Annotated in this window: 15 protein-coding genes; 9 read left to right on the top strand and 6 right to left on the bottom strand. The window is 44.3% G+C overall.

Features of this window, described 5'->3' with window-relative positions; all coding sequences use genetic code 11:
- Window positions 1–87 precede the first annotated feature (87 nt).
- The 3 genes from cctA to KFE26_RS04735 all read right to left on the bottom strand — a co-directional run bounded on the left by cctA (window position 88) and on the right by KFE26_RS04735 (window position 2,489).
- Complete coding sequence (gene cctA, locus KFE26_RS04745) at window positions 88–438, bottom strand: tetraheme c-type cytochrome CctA (RefSeq protein WP_105252823.1); 351 nt, start codon at window positions 436–438, stop codon at window positions 88–90.
- A 509-nt stretch (window positions 439–947) separates the two neighbouring features.
- On the bottom strand, window positions 948–2,030 hold the full coding sequence (locus tag KFE26_RS04740; RefSeq protein WP_028760308.1) for an AI-2E family transporter: 1,083 nt from the start codon (window positions 2,028–2,030) through the stop codon (window positions 948–950).
- A gap of 225 nt (window positions 2,031–2,255) precedes the next feature.
- Window positions 2,256–2,489: a sulfurtransferase TusA family protein gene (locus KFE26_RS04735; RefSeq protein ID WP_131523892.1), complete on the bottom strand. Its 234-nt coding sequence runs from the start codon at window positions 2,487–2,489 to the stop codon at window positions 2,256–2,258.
- Between the two features lie 111 nt (window positions 2,490–2,600).
- On the opposite strand from KFE26_RS04735, the gene KFE26_RS04730 reads away from it, so the two are divergent.
- From KFE26_RS04730 to KFE26_RS04715, 4 genes are all read left to right on the top strand, one after another.
- Complete coding sequence (locus tag KFE26_RS04730; protein ID WP_168823942.1) at window positions 2,601–4,070, top strand: M48 family metalloprotease; 1,470 nt, start codon at window positions 2,601–2,603, stop codon at window positions 4,068–4,070.
- Between the two features lie 128 nt (window positions 4,071–4,198).
- The gene (gene arsC, locus KFE26_RS04725; RefSeq protein ID WP_105252827.1) at window positions 4,199–4,549 is read left to right on the top strand and encodes an arsenate reductase (glutaredoxin); all 351 of its coding nucleotides are present in this window, start codon (window positions 4,199–4,201) and stop codon (window positions 4,547–4,549) included.
- Window positions 4,550–4,602: 53 nt separating this feature from the next.
- Complete coding sequence (locus tag KFE26_RS04720; protein ID WP_028760312.1) at window positions 4,603–4,977, top strand: DUF2069 domain-containing protein; 375 nt, start codon at window positions 4,603–4,605, stop codon at window positions 4,975–4,977.
- A gap of 290 nt (window positions 4,978–5,267) precedes the next feature.
- The gene (locus KFE26_RS04715; protein ID WP_212599793.1) at window positions 5,268–7,223 is read left to right on the top strand and encodes a hypothetical protein; all 1,956 of its coding nucleotides are present in this window, start codon (window positions 5,268–5,270) and stop codon (window positions 7,221–7,223) included.
- 118 nt (window positions 7,224–7,341) lie between these two features.
- Here the strand turns inward: KFE26_RS04715 and hda are convergent, their stop codons facing one another.
- Both hda and KFE26_RS04705 read right to left on the bottom strand, forming a co-directional pair.
- Window positions 7,342–8,052 carry a DnaA inactivator Hda gene (gene hda / locus KFE26_RS04710; protein ID WP_006081292.1) on the bottom strand — a complete coding sequence of 237 codons (711 nt, stop codon included), beginning with the start codon at window positions 8,050–8,052 and terminating at the stop codon, window positions 7,342–7,344.
- 62 nt (window positions 8,053–8,114) lie between these two features.
- The gene (locus tag KFE26_RS04705) at window positions 8,115–9,206 is read right to left on the bottom strand and encodes a DUF2066 domain-containing protein (protein ID WP_105252829.1); all 1,092 of its coding nucleotides are present in this window, start codon (window positions 9,204–9,206) and stop codon (window positions 8,115–8,117) included.
- 215 nt (window positions 9,207–9,421) lie between these two features.
- On the opposite strand from KFE26_RS04705, the gene KFE26_RS04700 reads away from it, so the two are divergent.
- Window positions 9,422–10,672 carry a uracil-xanthine permease family protein gene (locus tag KFE26_RS04700; protein ID WP_028760316.1) on the top strand — a complete coding sequence of 417 codons (1,251 nt, stop codon included), beginning with the start codon at window positions 9,422–9,424 and terminating at the stop codon, window positions 10,670–10,672.
- Between the two features lie 145 nt (window positions 10,673–10,817).
- Here KFE26_RS04700 and grxD read toward each other — a convergent pair whose 3' ends face one another.
- Window positions 10,818–11,150 carry a Grx4 family monothiol glutaredoxin gene (grxD, locus tag KFE26_RS04695; protein ID WP_011846572.1) on the bottom strand — a complete coding sequence of 111 codons (333 nt, stop codon included), beginning with the start codon at window positions 11,148–11,150 and terminating at the stop codon, window positions 10,818–10,820.
- Between the two features lie 225 nt (window positions 11,151–11,375).
- On the opposite strand from grxD, the gene sodB reads away from it, so the two are divergent.
- The 4 genes from sodB to KFE26_RS04675 all read left to right on the top strand — a co-directional run bounded on the left by sodB (window position 11,376) and on the right by KFE26_RS04675 (window position 17,052).
- On the top strand, window positions 11,376–11,960 hold the full coding sequence (gene sodB, locus KFE26_RS04690) for a superoxide dismutase [Fe] (protein WP_028760317.1): 585 nt from the start codon (window positions 11,376–11,378) through the stop codon (window positions 11,958–11,960).
- 286 nt (window positions 11,961–12,246) lie between these two features.
- Window positions 12,247–14,181 carry a PrkA family serine protein kinase gene (locus tag KFE26_RS04685; protein WP_131523897.1) on the top strand — a complete coding sequence of 645 codons (1,935 nt, stop codon included), beginning with the start codon at window positions 12,247–12,249 and terminating at the stop codon, window positions 14,179–14,181.
- A gap of 66 nt (window positions 14,182–14,247) precedes the next feature.
- On the top strand, window positions 14,248–15,516 hold the full coding sequence (locus KFE26_RS04680; RefSeq protein WP_063883574.1) for a YeaH/YhbH family protein: 1,269 nt from the start codon (window positions 14,248–14,250) through the stop codon (window positions 15,514–15,516).
- A gap of 9 nt (window positions 15,517–15,525) precedes the next feature.
- On the top strand, window positions 15,526–17,052 hold the full coding sequence (locus KFE26_RS04675) for a SpoVR family protein (protein ID WP_173496550.1): 1,527 nt from the start codon (window positions 15,526–15,528) through the stop codon (window positions 17,050–17,052).
- Window positions 17,053–17,101 lie beyond the last annotated feature (49 nt).

Here is a 17,101-nt window from a genome sequence, read left to right as displayed (position 1 = left end):
ACGGATAAAAATAACGCCAGCTATTCGCTGGCGTTATTTATTTAGACATGAAGGTATATACCAACTTTTCTAAACGTATTTTTGAGATTATTTTTTCAGAACAGTTGCAGGGGTACGGCCATCATCATGGCAGCTTTCACAGGTAGGTTTTTGACCGACATTCATATCATGTACCGCATGACAATCTGCACAGACTAAATTACCGTCATGTGGCTTATGCACAGCGTCCATTTCAGCATAGGTACCATGACAACTTTGGCACTGTGCAAATTCAAAGGCACCATCCGCAGAAGGTGTACCATCTTTATGACAGCTTTCGCATCCACCTGACTCAGCATGGAAATCAGACAATTTTTGATCTGCAGCAAATGCGGTTGGCGACAGCGCTAACGCTGCAAGACTTGCCCCGAAAAGCGCACTTAATAGTTTTTTGCTCACAATAGTATCCTCCAATGGCGATTGTCAGTGGAAATTCTTGTCAGGGTGACTTCCATCTCTCAACCAAAATAAATAGCACGACTCGATATAACTTAGCTAAGGATGAACGAATAAGCAAACCCAAACTAAGCGACACAACTTTATCAACATACTCAAGGGTAAAATGTGCGCTGCATCATGTAACCACATGCTTATATAAGAGTTTTACATCTACCTAACCTAGAGGCTACATAATGTAAATCCCTAAACTGGCAAGCGACAGAATAAATACCCTTCATCTAAAACTAAAAGCTCGATTCATGATGATACTTAAGACAAAGTGATAATAAAAAGGAATGACAATAAGTGAATGGGTACAGAGTACTAGACTAGGATTCTTTAAATTGTGAAGACACAACATTCAACCCAAATGCCTCTGGCACTTAATTCAAATGCCAAGAGGAATTGGCGATAACGGTTAACTCGCCCACTATAACCAATGATACAAATGGCGGTTAGACAGGTAGGCATCAACTCGCATCAAGTTTATTGTCAGCCTCAAGCTCTGTTTTAGGCCAAGCGTTAATCACGGCTTTGACCAACGAAGCCAATGGAATGGCAAAGAATACTCCCCATACACCCCATAAACCGCCAAAGACTAAAACGGCCGCTATGATGATCACCGGATGTAAATCCACCGCATCGGAGAACAAAATAGGCACGAGTAAATTACCGTCGAGCGCCTGAATAATACCGTAACCCAACATTAAATAGCCAAATTCAGAACTAAAACCCCACTGAAAAAATGCCACTAGGGCGATAGGTAATGTAACTAGGGTTGCACCGACATAAGGGATCAATACCGATAACCCCGTTAACACACCAAGCAACGCCGAATATCGCAGTCCCATCAAGGCAAACAAAATATAAGTTGCGACACCAACAACCACGATTTCGATCACTTTGCCACGAATGTAATTAAAAATCTGTTGGTGCATTTCAAACCAAACTTTACGGGCTAACTGGCGATTTACGGGAAAAAATCGCTTACTGCCGCTAATCAGTTGGTCTTTATCTTTTAAAAAGAAAAACACCAGTAAGGGCACTAAAATCGCGTACACCATCAAGACGAGTAAAGAAGCTGAATAACCGATTAATTGCTTAGCAATATCCAACACATGTTGAGTATCGAGCAGTTTTTTAAGCTCACCAACCATCAGATCTAACTGCTCTGGATTGATAAATCGTGGATATTGATTGATCAGCGTTTGTATTGTCAGCAGGCCTTTATCTATCATGCTAGGCAAGTCGGCAATTAAGCTAACACCTTGACGCCACACACTCGGAATTAAGCCAAATGTCAGTAAAACCACGATTCCCAAAAACAACACAATAACCAAGGACGCACCAGCGGTGCGATTAATACCCAATTTAAGCATTTGCGCCACAGGCCATTCCAATAGAAATGCCAACACAAGAGCGACCAACAGCGGAGCAAGTAAACCTGCCGCAAAATAAATCACTAGCGCAAGCCCGACAAGAATAGCCATTAAGGTCACAGCTTGTGGATCACTAAAGCGCTCTTGATACCAACGAGAAAAAACAGTAAACATGGATCATTCCAATAGTGATGGTTGGCAAGGCTTCCCAAACGCTCAGGAAAGTTTATTTATCATGATGTTATTCGAGACTTTACTCAGTTAGACTTTCGCTTCTACGCGCCAGCTAAATCAAAAAATAAACTGACAAGAGTAAACAACCTAGCCTGAGCGGCACTCTGGCTCAGAATGAGGCGCTTGATGCTAGTCTAAGAGGATTTAAACATAAAAATCCTCAATTTATCCCTGAGATAGATCAACTTTGGTGACCATCAAGGCTAACAGACCTGCATCATTACGCAACTCTTGCACGACATGCCCTTGTTTTTTTAAATATTGGGGAACATCTCGCCGCGAACCAGAGTCTGAGAGTAATATATGCAACTGCTCACCCTCTCGCATTGGCTTCAATGCAAGCTTCACTTTCACTAAGGGTACTGGACAACGAAAGAGCGTTAAATCAATAAAAATCATAATGAACTTGCTATAGACGAACTTGGGCCATTATCCTAAGTTGCACCTCAAACTACAAGCTAAGTGCAGTATCTGCCTTTAGTTGAGATAATTAGAAATAAAAGGATCCGCTTGCGTAACTTGACTTTTTTGACTCGATTCAAACCTTTTGTTGCAGGCGCACTCTCCTTGATGCTGCTAACCTTCGCCGCCAAAAGCTTTGCCAACAATGACTTACCGGATTTAGGTACGGCCGCAGTTAACACCTTCAGCCTTGAAAAAGAAATGGTTTACGGTGATGCTTATATGCGCATCATTCGCTCATCGGCACCTATGCTAAATGACCCCGTGTTGAGTCAATATCTTACGGAGCTTGGCAATAAACTGGTCGCCCATGCCACAGGTGTAAAAACGCCGTTTTATTTTTTTCTATTACAAAATGATGAAATCAACGCCTTCGCCTTCTTTGGCGGCCATGTTGCCGTGCACACAGGCTTATTTCTCAATGCCGACAATGAAAGCGAACTCGCTTCAGTATTAGGCCACGAAGTGACTCACGTTACTCAACGTCACCTTGCGCGTTCGCTTGAAGCACAGCAAAAAAGTAATCCTGCAACAATTGCCGGTTTACTCGGCGCCATTTTGTTAACTATTGCAGTACCACAAGCTGGTATGGCGGCACTTGCGACAACCCAAGCTATGGCAACACAATCGAAAATCAACTACACCCGTTTGCATGAAAAGGAAGCCGATCGCATCGGAATGCAAATTCTAGTGGATGCAGGCTTTAATCCTAATGCTGCGGCGGATTTCTTTGGTAAATTAGCCAGTCGTTATCGCTTTACCACAACACCACCACAAATGTTATTAACTCACCCATTACCTGAATCGCGGATCACTGAAGCCCGTAACCGTGCCGAGCAATACCCTAAACGTTATATCCCTGATAATCTTAATTTTCAGCTAGCAAAAGCCCGTATTCAAGTCCGTTTTTCCAGCTATAGCGACGAAGCAGTATTAAGCATGTTTGATCGGCAACTCAACAAACAGACCTATAGCTTCAAAGAGGCGGCACTTTATGGCAAAGCGCTGGCTTTATATAGATTGAAGAAGTTTAATGAATCAGAAAAAATCGTCGATGAGCTGTTAAAAATCGATGATAACAACCTGTTTTATATAGACACTAAATCTGATTTACTGATCGAACGTAAGGACTATGCAAAAGCGATTACTATGCTCGAAGCCCAGCGTAAAATGAAACCAACGTCTCAAGTGATCAATGCCAACTTAGCCAATATATATATCGAAGCCGATCAAGCCCCCAAAGCAATTCCTTTGCTGGAAGATATGATTTTCCTCGATAAACAAAATGAACTGCCCTATCAATTGTTGACTATGGTGTATAAAAAAACCGGCAATCAAGCATTGGAATATTTCTCCACCGCTGAGCTGATGGCCTTAGGTGCTAATTATAAGGGCGCAATCGATCAACTTAACTTCGCCTACCGTGCATCCGAAAATAATCCATTACAGCTTGCACGTATTGAAGCACGTATTCGCCAGTTTAAAATGGCTGATAAAGAAATGGATGCGCTTAAGTAATAAGTTGGTTTACAAATAGATTAAAGACAATAACCCATTTATGCGCCCCGAACACACTGACGGGGCGCGGTTTTTTCTGTTATTATCCGCGCCATTGTTATTTCAGCCCGTATTGAGCCTCTAGTACTATGACCCAAGCGACGATTTACCATAACCCACGTTGTTCAAAAAGCCGTGAAACCTTAGCTTTACTCGAGCAACAAGGCTGCGACATTACCCTAGTGGAATACTTAAAAAATCCCCCTACGGCTAAAGACATCGGCGACATTCTGGCTAAATTAGGCATCAGTGCTCGCGAATTAATGCGCACCAAGGAAGCAGAATATCAAGCCTTGGGACTTGCAGACTCATCATTAACAGAATTGCAGTTGATTGAGGCTATGGTCAACACGCCTAAACTCATCGAACGGCCAATTGTGCTCGCCAATCAAAGCGCAGCCATCGGCCGTCCTCCTGAGAATGTGCTCACTATTCTTTAACCCATGATTTTTTAAACCAAAATGGCTTTTATATTCAACCCTTAGGTAGACTTATGACGTCCAACACCTTATTTATCCTTAGCCGTTTAGGCTACTTTGCGCTAGTGCTGCTATTAGGCGGTTGGTTTGTTGGCCAAGGGATTAGCGGTGAATACACCCTGCTATTTAGTCTCTTATGGATAGTGCCGTTATTACTACCCGCAAAGGGTGTTTTCCAAGGTAATCCATACACTTACGCTTGGGCAAGTTTTATTCTGTGCTTATATATGTTACATGGGCTCACCCTGCTTTATGTCACCAATGACGCCTTCGCTTTTGCCTTAATCGAAGTATTATTGATTGGCGTACTGCTAATCGCTTTCCCATTTTATGCCCGCATACGTGGTCGTGAACTGGGATTAGGCCTGAAGAAAAAATCTAAAGAATAGTCCGTTCAATGTATTTTCAGTGCCGTCTCACCTTGCTAGGTATAGCGGCACTTTTTATATTGCAAGGCCAAACCTTGGCTCAAATATCCCTTATGATCTCAGTCTGAATACCCATTTCAACCTCTGTTCCGACGTCAATTCCCATCACGACAAAATTAACACTTATTATACTTACACTGACTTTTTGCAACTAAGTGCCCGTGTTATAGTCAGTTTCTCACAGTATAAGCGTCCCATGGCGCCACAAAAGTCTAAATAGCACAGCAGAGTTAACAAGGGAGAATGGTGTAATGGGAATGTCGAAACCACTGAAATTTTTCGGATTTATGGCCTGCTCGGGCCTACTCATTGCATGCGGGGGCGGTGGTGATAGTCAACCAGATGATAGTGTAGTCACACCCCCCTCCACTTCACTAGCACGCTGCACAGATAGTATTTCGCCACTCATTACCACCACGTCATCCTCAATTCGCTTTCAAACCGAGCCAAATTATGTTGCGGGTCAATCCAGTACAATTATTGCCAATATCCTAAATCGTGACAGCCAAGACTTAACCTTCCGTTGGCAGCAAATCGATGGCCCTAACATAGCACTCGTCAGTCAAAACAGCCCTGTATTAGCCCTTGATACTCCCACCGCAGGCGGCTACCGTTTTAGCTTGCATGTGACGGGCAGTAATCTAGACGTCACCGGAGAAATTGGTATTAATGTCGATCCCGCATCGACGGGTATGCTAAACGTCCGTCAAGATCACCAAGTGGTTGAAGGCAATAATGTGAGCTTAAGACTCGGACAACAATCGGAATTAAGCGCAGCAAATATCTCTTGGTGTGTAGCATCTGGCCCAGATTTAATGGTCGATGTGAGCGATCCGTTTAGACCCTTGTTTACCGCGCCAACGGTCACCCAGGATACAATCACTCGCCTCAAAGTGAATGCCAACGTCAATGGCAATCAGCTTAGCGATGATGTCTTTGTGCTAACAACCTCGGCGCCAGCGATCAGCTCACCATACTTCGGTACCCCTGTTGCGCGCACCCATGCCTATCGTCCGGCTTCACCTTACGCCAATGTGCTAGCAAACTGTGTTTACTCCAATCAGCTTAATGATAGCTGCACTATCAATACCTTACCTTTGATAGGTCAAACCTCAAGCGATCTCAATCACGAGACGATTCTAAATCGAGTACTGGTTTCCCACGATTGGATGGGTGATAACTTTGCCGCTTTCTTAGCCCAGATGGACCCTAATAGCGATTTTGCCCGCCTGTTACAATCCGTTACAGCCGTGGTGATTAGCTATGATGTACGCCCTTCTTTCTATTGGGTAGTCACAGGGGCGATTTATCTCGATCCCAATGATTTATGGCTTACGCCAAGCCAACGCGACACTATTAATGAAGCGCCGGATTACCGCAGTAATTTTGGAAATGATCTTAACTTTGTGATGCCTTGGCGTTATGTAAAAGATAACCAATATGCCTCCCTTGGCGTGCCTATCACGGTCAGAGCAAACCGCACATTAGCGCAAATCAATCCCGATCTGGCCTCCTTGTTGTATCACGAGCTCGCCCATGCCAATGACTTTTTTCCACGCAGCGTGCATGCCACACTCACAGGGCCAAGACTGTTAGATGACTACAGCCGCCGCAATGCCAACAAGAGTCTAATTTCAGATCAAGTCAGCAAAACCTACCCATTAACGAGTACTGAAATGATGGGACTTGCCAATGTTAGTTTCCTCGGCGCAGCGGCGAGTAATGTGCAAAAGACCTATCAAGCATCGGATGTCAGTACTTTCTTTTCTACCGATATCGCCAGCGACTTCTATGCCTATTCCAGTACCCGTGAAGACACGGCCATGTTATTTGAGGAAGCCATGATGAGTTATCGCTATCAAATATTGCGTGATGTCGCCGTCACCAATAAACCTGCGATTTTAACTGCGGATTCGCTGATTATTGACTGGGGACAAAGGGGACGAATTGCAAAAGACAGTCTAGAAAATCGCGCTGCGTTGGTGATTGATGAAATGCTGCCGGAGCTTAATGGGATCAGTCTGGTCGAAAGCCTACCCGAACCAATTAATATGGTGCAAGGTCAAAGCTGGCGTCAAACATTGGCAATATCGCCTGCGAATACGCAGATAAAAGGCCAAAGCAATGCAGCTGCAATTAATGCCGAGTCTCGTTTTGAAGCCGAACTTCGCTTAAGTGGTGACCGTCACCAACATCCACAACAATAGCGTTTTAAATTTTAGATAAACAAAAGCCCGTATCTATTCAACATGACGGGCTTTACTCTTTTTGGCTTTAATGCCAGTAGGTTTTGTATCTTCAGAACGAACACAAACCATGCTGTATCTAAAGGTGTAGCATCTCTTTGGCAAACGGAATCGTGAGCTTACGCTGATGCACTAATGAGGCTTTATCTAACTTATCCAATACATCAAACAAGGTACGCAAATCCCGCGCCATACGGTTCAGTAAAAAACGCCCGACATCTTCCGGTAATTGCAGGCCACGCATAGCGGCGCGGCGTTGCAGTGCAGCAAGTTTTTCATCATCTGCCATGGGTTGCAGTTGGTAATTCAACCCCCATTGCATACGTGAAACAAGATCTGGCAAGAGGAACCCAGCATCCGCAGGAGACGAACTGCCGCTGACCACTAAGGCACAATTCTTATGTTCTGCAACGCGATTGTAGAGATCAAAAATCGCCTCTTCCCAAACGGGGTGGCCGGCGATAGCATCGACATCATCGATACAAACCAAATCCAACTGTTCTAGGCCTTCAAGCAATGCGGTCGAAATACTCGCATGTATGCCTAAAGGAATATAAAAGCTGCGACGTTCCACTTCATTAGCGTGGGCGCAAGCAGCGTGCATTAAATGGGTTCGACCCGATTTAACAGGGCCCCACAAATAGATGGCGGCTTCACCCTGCCCTTCGGCATTCGCTCTCAATTTTTGAATAAGTTCATCATTACCCGCGGCGGGGTAATAACTATTAAAGGTTTCGTCATCTGGCAAATGCACAGGTAGCGAGAGTTGCAAAGGTGAGTTTAAGGGCACTCGGTCTTCTCAATATTAAATAAAAACAATGCCGTGCTTAACTAAGCACGGCCGATAACATCTTAATGTAAACGCCATTCATACACAGGTTTGCCAGTTTGATTAGAGACAGGGCTAAATTCACCTGCACTCACAGGTGCGACCACAGAAATACGCGGCTCTAAGCTTAATAAGCGTTGTAAATCCGTCTCTGAGCCAAATAAATCTAACGAGAAAGTCACAGTATTACCTTGAATATGCGTTAACGTGGCATTTTTAATCGCGCTGAGTTGCTTCAAATATTTTTCAACTTCAACTAATTGCGCCATTTTTTGGATATTAACGAAGGTAACACTCGCACCAAGCTGAGTACCAGTATCGGCAATCGCATACTTAGTAAAATAATATTCACCTAACGCCGCCATCATAGCGGTAATCGCTTGGGCCGAATTTTCAGCAGTACCGTTATAACTGAATAACGGTGGCGTCAAAGAGTCAATGGTAGCCTTAGTATAAAGATTTAAACGATAACGAACCTGATTCCCAGCGGCATCAATTGCCACTAGCGCCAAAAAGTCAGCTTGATAACGGCCAGATACACTCGCCACGATGTCGGCAAACATCCCTTTAATATCGTTAGGATTAATACCCATCAACTCATCAAGATCTAAGATAGGCAAGAGTACAGGTATACCGCGGGCATAGGAAAAATCGCTAAAAATCTTACGTTCGGCTAACGCAGATGAGTCACCCAATATCATAGTGTCGCCATCACCAGGCATAGCGACCCAAAATAACGTCAGCGGGCGTTGAGTTCCCCAAACGGGCAATTGTGCCTGACGCAGTAACGCCACTATGCGGCGGTGCTCAAAACTCGCGGTCAACAGCAATTGGCCATTTTGCTCGATATAACCATACTGGCTCAGCAAGGTATCAGGATTACTGAGCTGAGATTGGATTAGGCTGTTATCGAGGGATCGCGCCGTCCCAGTGTTCTTGATAATGACTTGCTCAAGTGCACTTTTTAAGGCTTTGTCGCGTTCAGCAACTGCGCGCGAAGACACAGGCACATTGGCCTCATCTAATTTACTCACCTCAACAGCATTGACGCTATTAATCGTGAACAGACAATATAGAAATGCAATTAAGCTCGGCTTCAATAGGAATTTCAGCATCTTTGAGTAGTTGAAGTAGCGTCAGATGAGGCAAATTGTACCATAGTTAGCGCCTTAAGCGAGTCTTGCCAAAATTTAGCCCCATTTCCGTGCCTGCCATAGCACAGAAAACCCAAACAGTGATCAACGTCGGCAAAACAGGCGATTTTCTTCTGCTCAAAATCCAACAAACTGTTATCATTTGGCGGTTTACCCTAAATTAACGAGAATAATAAATGAGACGACTCGCTATCCCCCTACAGGGCGCGCAAATGCTATTTGTGGCCTTCGGTGCCCTAGTGCTAATGCCGCTACTCACAGGGCTCGACACCAGTGTGGCATTGTTTACCGCAGGTATCGGTACCCTACTCTTCCAATTGATTACTAAACGCCAAGTGCCTATCTTCCTCGCATCTTCCTTCGCCTTTATTGCCCCCATACTTTATGGCGTGCAGACTTGGGGAATTCCATCCACAATGGGCGGCATTATGGCCGCGGGCGTGGTCTACGTCATGCTCGGCGCCTTGGTTAAAGTGCGCGGTACTGACTTTATTCACAGATTATTGCCCCCAGTCGTAGTGGGACCTGTGATCATTATTATCGGCCTTGGCTTAGCCCCCGTTGCGGTGAATATGGCATTAGGCAAGAGTGGTGATGGTAGCTTGACTTTAGTCGCTACAAATACGGCGTTATTTATTTCGCTCGCATCACTTGGCACCACTATCGCGGTGGCGATTTTCGCAAAGGGCCTACTCAAAGTGATGCCGATTTTAGCAGGTATTATAGTAGGTTACAGTTTAAGCCTAGCCTTTGGTATTGTTGATTTTGCCGTCGTGACCGCTGCAAGCTGGATTGCTATTCCTAAATTTGTCGCGCCAGAATTAAACTGGTATGCCATCGCATTTATGATCCCAGTGGCAATCGCCCCAGCGGTAGAACATATAGGTGATATTCTGGCGATATCCAACGTCACGGGTAAAGATTTTATGAAAAAACCCGGCCTGCATCGCACGCTAACGGGTGACGGGATTGCCACAATTGCAGCCGCAGCCTTTGGTGGTCCACCGAACACGACTTACTCAGAAGTGACAGGTGCAGTAACCTTAACCCGAAATTTTGATCCTAAGATCATGACTTGGACTGCCATTACCGCCATCACTTTAGCCTTCGTTGGCAAACTCGGTGCGCTGATGCAAACTATCCCCGTCCCAGTGATGGGCGGTATCATGTGTTTGCTATTTGGTTCCATTGCCGCAGTTGGCCTCAACACCCTTATTCGTAATCATGTGGATTTATCAGAGCCACGTAATTTAAGTATTGTCGGTGTTACCTTAGTCTTTGGTATCGGCGGCATGGCATTTGGCATAGGTTCATTCAGTCTGACTGGTATTAGCTTGTGCGGTATTGTCGCTATTACCATGAACTTACTATTACCCGCGACTAAGCCACACAATAAACACCACGAGTCTGATGTGACACCTCATTAATCACGGCTTGAAGACACGATCAATTTCGAAGTAGGTCGTTGAAAAATAACAACTTTATAAAATTGATCGTTTCTTAAGAAACCACCATAAAAAAGCCGCCGTGATATCAATCACGGCGGCTTTTTTATGAAGTAAGAATTAACTCTTACTCTTCAGTCTTGATCTTAGCGGCAGCCGCTTTGATCAAAGGTTGTAATTCGCCTTTTTGGAACATGTCCACTACGATATCACACCCACCGATCAACTCGCCTTCAATCCACAATTGTGGGAAAGTCGGCCAGTTAGCAAACTTAGGTAATTCTGCGCGAATGTCTGGATGCTGAAGAATATCCACGAATGCAAACTGCTCGCCGCAGTTAATCATGATCTGAGCTACCTGTGACGAGAAGCCACAGCTTGGTAACTTAGGAGAGCCTTTCATATAAACAATGATAGGGTTTTCCGTGATCTGCTGCTTAATTTTCTCTACTGTTTCCATTTTGATTCCTAAGTAGGATGACGTTGACTCAATGCGACTATTGTACGTCAGCTAGACGCAGAACAAAATCCCACAGTTTGTAAGGTTATGTCGACATTTGATTTTTCGATGGCGTCTATCTAGTCAATTAGCTAAACAATGATTCACATCACAAATTTTATCGGTACAATAGTCCCAAGTGAGCACGTTTAAGAAACGATAACCTAAGACCATGGAGAGATACTAATGGCTTTCGAATTACCCGCATTACCATATGCAAAGAACGCACTAGAACCACACATTTCTCAAGAAACCATAGAATACCACTACGGCAAGCACCACAACACTTATGTTGTGAAGCTAAACGGCTTAATCGAAGGAACTGATTTCGCTGGCAAATCTTTAGAAGATATCATCAAAACTTCTACGGGTGGCGTGTTTAACAACGCAGCTCAAGTGTGGAACCACACTTTCTACTGGAACTGCTTAGCCCCTAATGCTGGCGGCGAACCAACAGGCCCAGTTGCTGATGCAATCAATGCCGCTTTCGGTTCATTCGACGCATTCAAAGCGCAATTTACTGATTCAGCAGTAAACAACTTCGGTAGCGCTTGGACATGGTTAGTGAAAAAAGCCGATGGCACTCTTGCTATCGTTAACACTAGCAATGCAGCGACGCCACTGACTGACAGCACAGTAACACCAATCATGACAGTTGACGTGTGGGAACACGCTTACTACATCGATTACCGTAACGTGCGTCCTGACTATCTTGCCCACTTCTGGCAATTAGTTAACTGGGACTTCGTTAACCAAAACTTCGCAGGTTAATTCATTTAACCTAACGTTGTTTACTGCCGAATGAGCAGTGGGTTAATCCCAGTAAAAAGAGCCCTAGTGGCTCTTTTTTTATGCCCCTCGTTTGCCGCCCATCCCTTATCCTACCGATTTATCCTCCGCTAACTACAAGTGCAATAATTGCGTTTGCAACTATTTGTTATTGTTTTTATTTGATATTTTTTTGACACAGATAGTGAGTTTGTGTCTAAGATTAGAGTAGGAGGCTGGCTAGCCAGTTATCCGTTCCATGACATCACTGGCGTTTCAGGGGGTTTATATGGGCATTTTCGAGCATTACCAAAAGCGCTACGAACAAAAACTCGATGAAGAATATTCTTTGCAGGAGTTTCTGGACATCTGCAAGGGAGATCGCAGCGCTTACATGTCAGCATCAGAGCGACTACTGCTTGCAATTGGTGAAGCAGAAGTCATTGATACCGCAAAAAATCCAACACTTAGCCGTATTTTTTCGAATCGACTTATTTCACGCTATCCCGCATTTAAAGATTTCTTCGGCATGGAAGACGCCATAGAGCAAATTGTGGCTTACCTAAAGCACTCGGCTCAAGGATTAGAAGAATCCAAACAAATTCTATACCTACTGGGCCCAGTGGGCGGCGGTAAGTCATCACTCGCCGAAAAACTCAAAGCCCTAATGCAAAAAGTGCCCATTTACATTCTGAGCGCGAATGGAGTCCGCAGCCCAGTCAACGATCACCCCTTCTGCCTGTTTGATGTGGAAGAAGATGGACAGCTGTTAAAAGATGAATTCAACATTCCCAACCGTTATCTGAAAACTATCATGTCGCCTTGGGCGGTAAAACGTCTGCATGAGTTTGGTGGCGATATCTCCAAATTTCGCGTGGTAAAAGTCTTTCCATCCATTCTGGACCAAGTGGCAATAGCGAAAACTGAACCCGGTGATGAAAACAACCAAGATATTTCGTCCCTTGTCGGTAAAGTCGATATTCGGCAACTCGAACATTTCTCCCAAGATGATCCCGATGCTTACGCCTATTCAGGCGCATTGTGCCGTGCAAACCAAGGAGTGATGGAATTCGTCGAGATGTTTAAGGCACCCATTAAAGTGCTGCATCCACTACTGACTGCAACGCAAGAAGGTAACTATAACGGCACAGAAGGTTTATCGGCCCTGCCCTATAGCGGGATTATTCTGGCTCACTCAAACGAATCCGAGTGGTCAACCTTCAAAAACAACAAAAACAACGAAGCCTTCCTCGACCGTGTTTACATAGTCAAAGTGCCCTACTGTTTACGGGTCTCAGAAGAACTGCAAATCTATCAAAAACTGCTAATCAACTCTGAGTTATCGAAAGCGCCCTGCGCTCCCGGCACCTTAGAAACCTTAGCGCAATTTAGTGTGTTGTCACGCATCAAGCCGCCTGAAAACTCCTCCATCTACTCTAAGATGCGGGTATATGACGGTGAAAGCCTGAAAGATACCGATCCTAAGGCTAAGTCTTACCAAGAATACCGTGATTACGCAGGTGTCGATGAAGGCATGAATGGACTATCCACCCGTTTCGCCTTTAAGATTTTGTCGCGGGTATTTAACTTCGACCATTCAGAGATCGCCGCCAACCCAGTACATTTATTCTATGTCCTCGAACGACAAATTGAACAAGAACAGTTCCCCGGTGATACCGCCGAACGTTATCTTGAATTCCTAAAAGGTTATTTGATCCCTAAATATGTGGAGTTTATCGGTAAAGAAATTCAAACCGCTTACTTAGAGTCTTACTCTGAATACGGCCAAAATATCTTCGACCGCTATGTCACTTACGCCGATTTTTGGATCCAAGATCAAGAATACCGCGACCCAGAAACAGGTCAGCTATTCGACCGCGCCGCCCTCAATGCTGAACTTGAAAAGATTGAGAAGCCCGCGGGGATCAGCAATCCTAAAGATTTCCGTAATGAAATCGTCAACTTTGTGCTGCGCGCCCGAGCGAACCATGAGGGTAACAATCCGCTCTGGACCAGCTACGAGAAACTTCGCACTGTGATCGAGAAGAAAATGTTCTCCAACACAGAAGATTTACTACCTGTTATTTCCTTTAACGCCAAAACGTCGAACGACGATCAACGCAAACACGATGATTTCGTCAATCGCATGATGGAGAAAGGCTATACCAAAAAACAAGTCCGACTCTTGTCTGAGTGGTATTTACGAGTTCGTAAATCTTCTTAAACTTGCGCTAACTAAGTACAGGGCTTTGGTGTTGCCAAAGCCTTCGCTGGGTTTTGGGAGGTGCGTATGGCGAACTTTATCGATAGACGGTTGAATGCGAAAGGAAAAAGCACAGTCAACCGCCAACGCTTTATCAATAGATATAAGCAACAAATTAAAAAAGCCGTCAGCGATGCAGTGACTCGTCGCAGCGTAACGGATGTAGATAAAGGCGAAAAAATCAGTATCCCAACACGGGATATCAGTGAACCTATGTTTCACCAAGGCAAAGGCGGTGTCAGGGATAGAGTGCATCCCGGTAATGACCAATTTACCCGTGGCGATAAAATTGACCGACCACCTGGTGGTTCAGGCGGCGGTTCGGGCAAAGGTGAGGCCTCAAACTCGGGTGAAGGCGACGATGACTTTGTGTTCGAAATCTCTAAAGATGAGTATCTAGAGTTATTGTTTGAGGACTTAGAACTCCCCAATCTACAAAAAAATCGCCTCAATAAACTGGTGGAATACCAAATCTACCGTGCTGGGTTCACCAATGATGGCGTCCCCGCTAACATCAATATTGTCCGTTCATTACGTTCATCCCTTGCACGTCGCATTGCTATGTCGGCCAGTAAAAAGAAACTATTAAAAGAGTTAGAACAAGAACTTGCTGAACTGGAAAATATTCCAGGTACTAAGGCTGAGTTGATTTTGGATTTAAAAGCTCAAATTGAGGAATTAAAACAAAAGATTGCTAGAGTGCCGTTTATCGATACCTTCGATCTGCGCTTTAATAATTATGCGAAACGAGAAATCCCCTCTAGCCAAGCTGTGATGTTCTGTTTAATGGATGTGTCTGGTTCTATGGATCAGGCAACTAAAGATATGGCAAAACGCTTCTATATCTTGCTGTATTTGTTCCTCACTCGTACCTATAAAAATTTAGAAGTGGTTTACATTCGTCACCATACCCAAGCCAAAGAAGTCGATGAACACGAGTTCTTTTACTCCCAAGAAACGGGCGGCACCATAGTGTCCAGTGCATTGAAATTAATGCATGAAATTCAACAAGCCCGCTACCCCGCCGATGAGTGGAATATTTACGCAGCCCAAGCATCCGACGGTGATAACTGGGCTGACGATTCACCTACCTGTAGGCAATTGTTAGAACAAAAAATATTGCCACTCGTGCGCTACTACAGCTATATCGAAATCACCAATCGCGCCCATCAAACCCTGTGGCGCGAATATGAATCCCTGCAACAGCATTACGACAACATCGCCGTGCAGCATATACGTCAAGCCGAAGATATTTACCCTGTCTTTAGGGAGCTATTCAAGAAACAAGCGGTTTAAGGGGGCACTATGGGGATAACTAAATCAACATCTTGGACACCACTGAGCGATGGTCCCGACTGGAGCTTCGAGCTACTGCAAGACTACCTCAAGGAAATTGAGCGGGTGGCAGCGCTCTATAAACTCAGCACTTACCCAAATCAAATTGAAGTCATCACTGCTGAACAGATGATGGATGCTTATGCTGGCATAGGCATGCCCATAGGTTACACCCATTGGTCTTTCGGCAAACGTTTTATCGAAACCGAGCAAGGTTACAAACGTGGCCAAATGGGGCTCGCCTATGAAATTGTAATTAACTCTAACCCCTGTATCGCTTACTTAATGGAAGAAAACACCATCACAATGCAGGCGCTGGTGATAGCTCACGCCTGTTTCGGACATAACAGCTTTTTTAAAAACAATTACTTATTTAAGACATGGACAGATGCGAGCTCGATTATTGACTACCTTGTCTTTGCTAAAAACTACATCAGTGACTGCGAGCAAAAATACGGTGTAGAACAAGTCGAAAGCGTCATAGACTCCTGTCATGCGCTAATGAACTATGGTGTCGATCGTTATAAACGTCCCTCTGAAATCTCATTCAGGGAAGAACAAGCAAGACAAAAGGATCGCGAGGCTTACCTTCAAAGCCAAGTAAATGATTTATGGCGCACCATTCCGACCCATCAACATGAGCAGTCTCAATCTAAAAAACGTCGTTTCCCCGCCGAACCGCAGGAAAATATTTTATATTTTATCGAAAAAAACGCTCCTTTGCTTGAACCATGGCAAAGGGAAATAATCCGTATTGTGCGTAAAATGGCGCAATATTTTTATCCGCAAAAACAAACTCAAGTCATGAATGAAGGCTGGGCAACCTTCTGGCATTACACTATCTTGAATCACTTGTACGACGATGGCGTGGTTACTGACCGCTTCATGATCGAGTTTTTGCAAAGCCATACAGGCGTTGTGGCCCAACCCGATTACAACAGTCGTTATTACAGCGGCATCAACCCATACGCCTTAGGTTTTGCCATGTTCACCGATATTCGGCGTATTTGTGAAAATCCAACCGATGAAGATAAAGCTTGGTTTCCCGACATTGCCGGCAGTAATTGGATAGAAACATTGCATTTTGCGATGCAAAACTTTAAAGATGAAAGTTTTATAAGCCAATATCTCTCACCTAAAGTTATCCGCCAATTTAAATTGTTCGGTATCCATGATGATGAGAAACGCAATTATCTTTCGGTATCTGCAATCCACGATGAACGGGGCTATCAAGATATTCGCCAGTTACTATCACAACAATATAACCTGTCTAATATTGAGCCGAATATCCAAGTACATAATGTAGAAATCAACGGTGATCGATCCTTAACCTTACATTATGTGCCAAATAACGATATTCCCTTAGCCAACAGCCATAAAGAAGTATTAAAGCATTTACATCGATTATGGGGTTTCACTGTCACCTTAGAGCAAAAAAATGCAGATGCGAGTATTAGCGTCTTAGCATCCTGCCCTGAAGCCAATAAACCAGAATAATAAGCACAATAAAAAGGCCGTTTCCAATTGAAACGGCCTTTTTGTTTAT

The organism is Shewanella sp. M16 (assembly GCF_018224605.1).
Classification (GTDB): domain Bacteria; phylum Pseudomonadota; class Gammaproteobacteria; order Enterobacterales; family Shewanellaceae; genus Shewanella; species Shewanella oncorhynchi.
This window is presented reverse-complemented; position numbering and strand designations above follow the sequence as displayed.

Coding starts and splice junctions, on each gene's coding strand:
- KFE26_RS04740 (WP_028760308.1), bottom strand. CDS start 2,030: ATGTTTACTGTTTTTTCTCGTTGGTATCAAGAGCGCTTTAGTGATCCA.
- KFE26_RS04735 (WP_131523892.1), bottom strand. CDS start 2,489: ATGATTTTTATTGATTTAACGCTCTTTCGTTGTCCAGTACCCTTAGTG.
- arsC (WP_105252827.1), top strand. CDS start 4,199: ATGACCCAAGCGACGATTTACCATAACCCACGTTGTTCAAAAAGCCGT.
- KFE26_RS04720 (WP_028760312.1), top strand. CDS start 4,603: ATGACGTCCAACACCTTATTTATCCTTAGCCGTTTAGGCTACTTTGCG.
- KFE26_RS04715 (WP_212599793.1), top strand. CDS start 5,268: ATGGGAATGTCGAAACCACTGAAATTTTTCGGATTTATGGCCTGCTCG.
- KFE26_RS04705 (WP_105252829.1), bottom strand. CDS start 9,206: ATGCTGAAATTCCTATTGAAGCCGAGCTTAATTGCATTTCTATATTGT.
- KFE26_RS04700 (WP_028760316.1), top strand. CDS start 9,422: ATGAGACGACTCGCTATCCCCCTACAGGGCGCGCAAATGCTATTTGTG.
- grxD (WP_011846572.1), bottom strand. CDS start 11,150: ATGGAAACAGTAGAGAAAATTAAGCAGCAGATCACGGAAAACCCTATC.
- sodB (WP_028760317.1), top strand. CDS start 11,376: ATGGCTTTCGAATTACCCGCATTACCATATGCAAAGAACGCACTAGAA.
- KFE26_RS04685 (WP_131523897.1), top strand. CDS start 12,247: ATGGGCATTTTCGAGCATTACCAAAAGCGCTACGAACAAAAACTCGAT.
- KFE26_RS04680 (WP_063883574.1), top strand. CDS start 14,248: ATGGCGAACTTTATCGATAGACGGTTGAATGCGAAAGGAAAAAGCACA.
- KFE26_RS04675 (WP_173496550.1), top strand. CDS start 15,526: ATGGGGATAACTAAATCAACATCTTGGACACCACTGAGCGATGGTCCC.